Annotated in this window: 8 protein-coding genes; 5 read left to right on the forward strand and 3 right to left on the reverse strand. The window is 57.8% G+C overall.

Features of this window, described 5'->3' with window-relative positions:
- Positions 1-611, forward strand: a 611-nt coding sequence (locus ACIPIZ_RS29125; protein ID WP_401168951.1) for a catabolite repression control protein Crc, incomplete at its 5' end; no start/stop codon positions are given.
- A gap of 80 nt (positions 612-691) precedes the next feature.
- Here the strand turns inward: ACIPIZ_RS29125 and gltS are convergent.
- The 3 genes from gltS to rph form a co-directional block, all read right to left on the reverse strand.
- Positions 692-1900 carry a sodium/glutamate symporter gene (gene gltS, locus ACIPIZ_RS29130; protein ID WP_401168953.1) on the reverse strand — a complete coding sequence of 403 codons (1209 nt, stop codon included), beginning with the start codon at positions 1898-1900 and terminating at the stop codon, positions 692-694.
- 377 nt (positions 1901-2277) lie between these two features.
- Entirely contained in the window at positions 2278-2646 is a 369-nt protein-coding gene (locus tag ACIPIZ_RS29135; protein WP_064389565.1) for a DUF4870 domain-containing protein, read from the reverse strand.
- 28 nt (positions 2647-2674) lie between these two features.
- Positions 2675-3397, reverse strand: coding sequence for a ribonuclease PH (rph, locus tag ACIPIZ_RS29140; protein WP_401168957.1), 723 nt, complete (start codon positions 3395-3397; stop codon positions 2675-2677).
- A gap of 270 nt (positions 3398-3667) precedes the next feature.
- Between rph and ACIPIZ_RS29145 the strand changes: the two genes are divergently transcribed.
- The 4 genes from ACIPIZ_RS29145 to ACIPIZ_RS29160 all read left to right on the forward strand — a co-directional run.
- Complete coding sequence (locus ACIPIZ_RS29145) at positions 3668-4531, forward strand: YicC/YloC family endoribonuclease (protein WP_064389567.1); 864 nt, start codon at positions 3668-3670, stop codon at positions 4529-4531.
- 12 nt (positions 4532-4543) lie between these two features.
- Positions 4544-5164: a guanylate kinase gene (gene gmk / locus ACIPIZ_RS29150; RefSeq protein ID WP_053125052.1), complete on the forward strand. Its 621-nt coding sequence runs from the start codon at positions 4544-4546 to the stop codon at positions 5162-5164.
- A 167-nt stretch (positions 5165-5331) separates the two neighbouring features.
- On the forward strand, positions 5332-5595 hold the full coding sequence (rpoZ, locus tag ACIPIZ_RS29155) for a DNA-directed RNA polymerase subunit omega (protein ID WP_016985812.1): 264 nt from the start codon (positions 5332-5334) through the stop codon (positions 5593-5595).
- A 57-nt stretch (positions 5596-5652) separates the two neighbouring features.
- Positions 5653-5900 (forward strand): HD domain-containing protein (locus ACIPIZ_RS29160; RefSeq protein ID WP_401168959.1); only part of this gene is annotated, 248 nt, incomplete at its 3' end.

Here is a 5900-nt window from a genome sequence, read left to right on the forward strand (position 1 = left end):
TACGCTCCAGCGCGGCGATCACCGCGTCGGTCGAGCCGACCTGCGCGCGGTTGCAACCGAAGGCTGTCATCAGCGGTCTCGGTTTCGAGACGGCCGACCGCTACGGGCGCTACCTGCAAGCAGATTTCGACAAAGTCAGTATTGCCACCTTGCTGTTTCCTTCGGGGATGAACGGCGATGAGGACTTGAACCAGAAGTTCAAGCTCATGGACGACTTCGGCAAATACCTGGACAAACAGCGACGCAAACGTCGCGAGTACATTTATTGTGGCTCGCTGTATGTTGCGCAGCAGAAGCTCGACATCAAGAACTGGCGCGACAGCCAGCAATCACCGGGCTTCCTGGCGCCAGAGCGCGCCTGGATGGACGAGATTGTCGGCAACATGGGCTACGTCGATGCCTTGCGCGAAGTCAGCCGTGAAGGCGACCAGTACAGCTGGTGGCCGGACAACGAGCAGGCCGAGATGCTCAATCTGGGCTGGCGCTTCGACTACCAGATCCTGACCCCGGGCTTGCGGCGCTCCGTGCGCAGTGCACGCCTGCCGCGTCAGCCACGGTTTTCGCAACATGCGCCGCTGATCGTCGACTACGACTGGACGCTGACCATCTAGGTGTCGATTCGCAGATAAAAAATGCCCGTATCGCAAGATACGGGCATTTTTTTGTACGGCTGCTCGAAACGAATCCGAACTCAGACCGCCGCGAAGAATGGCAGGGCCAGATACAGCTTGATCACAATGACATTGATGATGTCGATGAAGAACGCGCCCACCATCGGCACCACCAAAAAGGCAATCTGCGAGGGGCCGTAGCGCTGCGTGACTGCTTGCATGTTGGCAATCGCGGTTGGTGTGGCCCCGAGGCCGAAACCGCAATGTCCAGCGGCCAGAACGGCGGCATCGTAGTTGCGGCCCATCACCCGGAACGTCACGAGGATCGCGAAGAGCGCCATGACCAGTGCCTGCACCGCCAGAATGATGAAAATCGGCAAGGCCAGGGCCGCCAGATCCCACAATTTCAGTGACATCAGGGCAATCGCCAAAAACAACGACAGACTAACGTTACCGAGCACCGAGACTTCACGCTCGAACACCTGATACAGGCCAAGTGCTGAAAGGCCGTTGCGCAGCACCACACCGACGAACAGCACACAGACGAACGTCGGCAGCTCGAATGCGGTTCCGTGCAGCAGGCCATTCAACAGATTGCCAGCCAACAGGCTGATGGCAATCAACGCCAACGTTTCGATGAACGAAAAGGGTGTGATCGAGCGTTCTTTATTCGGCTGCTCAAAACCTTTTGGCAGGCGCGGCGCTTCCTGTTGATTGCAGCCGGGCACTGTCACGCGCTTGATCAGCAAACGAGCAACTGGTCCTCCGATCAACCCACCCAGCACCAGACCGAACGTCGCGGAGGCCATTGCCAGCTCGGAGGCGGAAGCCAGACCGTACTTCTCGCTGAACACCGTCCCCCATGCCGCACCGGTACCGTGACCGCCCGCCAGGGTAATCGAGCCTGTCAACAGCCCCATCAAAGGGTCGAGCCCAAGCAGGGTGGCCAAGCCGATCCCCATCGCATTCTGCACCACCAACAGCCCGGTGACTGCCAGCAGGAATATCCCCACGATGCGCCCGCCGCTCTTCAGGCTGGCAAAGTCCGCACTCAAACCGATGGTGGCAAAAAAGGCCAGCATCAAAGGCGTTTGAAGGGAAGTATCGAAGCGCACTTCAATATCGAATGTTCGTAGCAGCAATAAAATCAAGGCAACCAACAGGCCACCCGCTACCGGCTCAGGAATATTGTAACTACGCATGAAACCAACACGTGTAACAAGTCCGCGCCCCAGCAGAAGTACCAAGGAGGCGGCCACTAGCGTTCCGTAAAAATCAAGCTGAATCATTGGGATCATTTTGGCTAATTATTCAGAGGCGAACTTTTTACCTGGACACGCCTCATGAAACGGCTGATTGTCTCAACACTGATTACTATGAAATTCAAGAACCTTCGATGGCTTGAACATGTCGAAATATTTCAGGACAAATATAACGCCTGGCAACTTTAACAACCGTCAAAAGCCGTTGCCAAGGGCCTTGGCAAGCACTGGAGCCTGCAGTTGTGACTAAATATGTAACTTTGGAGTTTATAGATAACCCAAACTACCAATCATCGCCACCAGAAAAATCCTACATACAAAAGTCGGAAATCTTAGTTGTAGAATTAAAAATGCCCTGACATTTCAGGGCATTTTTTAATCATTGCGAACGGCGATCAAGTTATCTATTTGACCAACCGCCAGGTAAACGGATAACGATACGGAAACCCTTCGTTAGCCTTCACACCGGCAATGATCGTCAAGATCAGCGCGCCAATGGCCAACAGGCCAAACAGGAAGAAGCCAATAATCAGCACCATCAGCAGGAAACAAATCGCCGAAGCAATCGCCACAGTGATCTGAAAATTCAGCGCTTCCTTGCCCTGCGCATCGATGAACGGGTCCGTCTCGCGCTTCATCTGCCACAGGATCAGCGGCCCGATCAACGTGCCAAACGGAATCCAGATCCCCAGCAAGGCGGACAAGTGACAAAACATCGCCCATTGGCGAACCTCGTGGCTCGGCTTGGGCAGCAGCTCTTGTTCATCACTCATCGCGAACTCCTTGTGATTATGAATCGGCTCAGTCAGCCAGCGCGGATTTTTGCAGTTCGAAGATTTCGTTCATGCCTTTCTTGGCCAGTTCCAGCATGGCGTTGAGGTCTTCAGGCTGGAACGGTGCGCCTTCGGCGGTGCCCTGCACTTCGATGAAACCACCGGTGCTGGTCATCACGACGTTGAGGTCGGTCTCGGCAGCGGAGTCTTCAAGATAGTCCAGATCCAGTACCGCTTCGCCCTGATACATGCCGACGGACACTGCGCCGATCATTTGTTTGAGCGGATCACCGCCTTTCAGGCCGCCACGCTTCTTGATCACTTTCAGCGCATCGACCAGCGCAACCATGGCGCCGGTGATCGACGCAGTGCGGGTACCGCCGTCAGCCTGGATCACGTCGCAGTCGACGTACAGCGTGACGTCGCCCAGCTTGGACATGTCCAGCGCCGCGCGCAACGAGCGGCCGATCAGACGCTGGATTTCCAGGGTGCGACCGCCCTGCTTGCCACGGCTGGCTTCGCGCTGGTTACGCTCGCCGGTGGCGCGCGGCAGCATGCCGTACTCGGCAGTCAACCAACCCTGACCCTGACCTTTGAGGAAACGCGGCACGCCGTTTTCGACGCTGACGGTGCAGATGACTTTGGTATCACCGAATTCGACCAGTACAGATCCCTCGGCGTGTTTGGTGTAGTTGCGGGTAATGCGGATCGAGCGGAGCTGATCGGCAGCGCGACCACTTGGACGTTTCATAGGGAATACCTGTACGGGGGACGGAAAACTGCCGAGCATTATAGAGCGGCGCACCGCAACTGGGCACTTGTTAAAAATGCCGACCGCCGACCGAGCGACCTGAAACACGCATTACCGACGGGCTGCAGCCCTTTGTCACACCGTGTGTTTGGGCGCATTCGCCGCACTGCGCTACAATCCTGCGCCTTTGCTGCCAGTCGGCATGAATTCATTGATATCGCGCTTGCGGAACCCTGGTTTCGCGCCGATCTGCATTGCGAGGTTACCGCCATGGTGCACAGCATGACCGCCTTCGCCCGCGTCGAGAAAGCCGGCGCCCAGGGCACCCTGAGCTGGGAACTGCGCTCGGTCAACAGCCGCTATCTGGAACCGCACCTGCGTCTGCCGGAATCGTTTCGCGACCTCGAAGGCGCAGTGCGCGAAGCACTGCGTCAGGGCCTGTCGCGGGGAAAACTGGAGTGCACGTTGCGCTTCACTGAAGAAAGCACCGGCAAGGCGCTGCAAGTTGATCGCGAGCGCGCCGCGCAACTGGTCGCCGCCGCCGAAACCATCGCCGGCCTGATCAAGAACCCGGCAGCACTGAACCCGCTGGAAGTGCTGGCCTGGCCCGGCGTGCTGGTCGGTGATGCGACGGATCCACAGGCGTTGAACGCCGAGGCGCTGGCGCTGTTCAATCAAGGTCTGAAAGAGCTGAAGGCTGGCCGCGAGCGCGAAGGCGCGGAGTTGGCACGTTTGATCAACGAGCGTCTGACCTCTATCGAAGAAGACGTCGTGACACTGCGTGAGCTGGTGCCGCAAATGCTTGCAACCCAGCGCCAGAAAGTCCTCGACCGTTTCACCGACATGAAAGCCGAGCTGGATCCGCAGCGTCTGGAACAGGAAATGGTCATGCTCGCGCAAAAGAGCGACGTGGCTGAAGAACTGGATCGCCTGAGCACCCACATCATCGAAGTCCGCCGCGTGCTCAAGTCCGGCGGAGCCGCCGGGCGTCGCCTCGACTTCCTGATGCAGGAGCTCAACCGCGAAGCCAACACACTGGGCTCCAAGGCCTTCGATCCGCGCAGCACCCAAGCCGCCGTCAACCTCAAGGTGTTGATCGAGCAGATGCGCGAACAAGTGCAGAATATTGAGTAAGGCAACCCCGACATGACCCACAGCACCGGCACCCTGTACATCATTTCCGCCCCCTCGGGCGCGGGCAAGAGCAGTCTGGTCAAGGCTTTGACCGACGCCAACGCGGAGATCCGCGTTTCGGTTTCGCACACCACGCGCGCCATGCGCCCGGGCGAAGTCGACGGCGTGAACTACCACTTCGTGACGCGCGAAGCGTTTGTGAAGATGGGCGAACACGGCGATTTTCTTGAGCGCGCCGAAGTTTTCGGCAACCTCTACGGCACCTCGCAAAGCCACCTGCAGCAAACCCTCGATGCCGGCCACGACCTGATTCTGGAAATCGACTGGCAAGGCGCCGAGCAAGTGCGCAAGCTGATGCCGCAGGCGCGTTCGATCTTCATTCTGCCGCCCTCGCTGCAAGCGCTGCATTCGCGCCTGACCAACCGTGGCCAGGACAGCGACGAGATCATCGACGGCCGCATGCGTGAAGCGGTCAGCGAAATGAGCCACTACGTCGACTATGACTACCTGATCATCAACGACGATTTCGCTCACGCGCTGGATGATCTGAAGGCAATTTTCCGCGCCAATCAGCTCATTCAGAAGCGCCAGCAGCAGCTTCACGGCAAATTGCTGGCCGAATTGCTTGGTTAATCAGCACTTCCCAAAACGCCTGCAAGCGCTTTACATTGGCACTTGCAGCGCGTTGAAGAGCCTGGTTAAAAAATCAGCGCTTCCCTAATCGCTGGTGATTTTTTAAACTGTTGAGTCCGCTCGCCCAACCGGGCAGCGCGCATATTGCATTCGCTCCGAGGAATACCATGGCCCGCGTAACCGTTGAAGACTGCCTGAACCACGTGGAAAACCGTTTTGAGCTGGTCATGCTCTCTACCAAACGTGCCCGTCAACTGGCCACCGGCGGCAAAGAGCCACTGGTTCAGTGGGAAAACGACAAGCCTACCGTTGTAGCGCTGCGTGAAATCGCTGAAGGCCTGATGAGCTACGAGTTCATCGCCGAGCAGGAAATCGTCCAGGACGAGCCGCTGTTCGCAGCGTTCGAGGACGAGTCCAACGAGGCCGTCTAAGCCTATGCCTGGTCGACGTAGCACGGCGCGGGATCACAGCTTGCGGCAGGAATTATCATGCCGAGCATAGACGCCCTCGCCGATCGCTTATCGACCTACCTCGGCAATGACCAGGTCAACCTGGTCCGCCGAGCGTATTTCTACGCCGAACAAGCCCATGACGGTCAACGCCGTCGCAGCGGCGAGGCGTACGTCACGCATCCTCTTGCCGTGGCCAATATTCTTGCCGACATGCACATGGATCATCAGAGCCTGATGGCCGCGATGCTGCATGACGTGATCGAAGACACCGGTATCGCCAAGCA

The sequence above is a fragment of the Pseudomonas sp. NPDC087690 genome (genome assembly GCF_044743175.1).
Classification (GTDB): Bacteria; Pseudomonadota; Gammaproteobacteria; order Pseudomonadales; family Pseudomonadaceae; genus Aquipseudomonas.

What these genes read in the sequence shown, in the direction of transcription:
- ACIPIZ_RS29135 (WP_064389565.1), bottom strand. Translation starts at nt 2,646, where the DNA reads ATGAGTGATGAACAAGAGCTGCTGCCCAAGCCGAGCCACGAGGTTCGC.
- ACIPIZ_RS29145 (WP_064389567.1), top strand. Translation starts at nt 3,668, where the DNA reads ATGGTGCACAGCATGACCGCCTTCGCCCGCGTCGAGAAAGCCGGCGCC.
- rph (WP_401168957.1), bottom strand. Translation starts at nt 3,397, where the DNA reads ATGAAACGTCCAAGTGGTCGCGCTGCCGATCAGCTCCGCTCGATCCGC.
- rpoZ (WP_016985812.1), top strand. Translation starts at nt 5,332, where the DNA reads ATGGCCCGCGTAACCGTTGAAGACTGCCTGAACCACGTGGAAAACCGT.
- gltS (WP_401168953.1), bottom strand. Translation starts at nt 1,900, where the DNA reads ATGATTCAGCTTGATTTTTACGGAACGCTAGTGGCCGCCTCCTTGGTA.
- gmk (WP_053125052.1), top strand. Translation starts at nt 4,544, where the DNA reads ATGACCCACAGCACCGGCACCCTGTACATCATTTCCGCCCCCTCGGGC.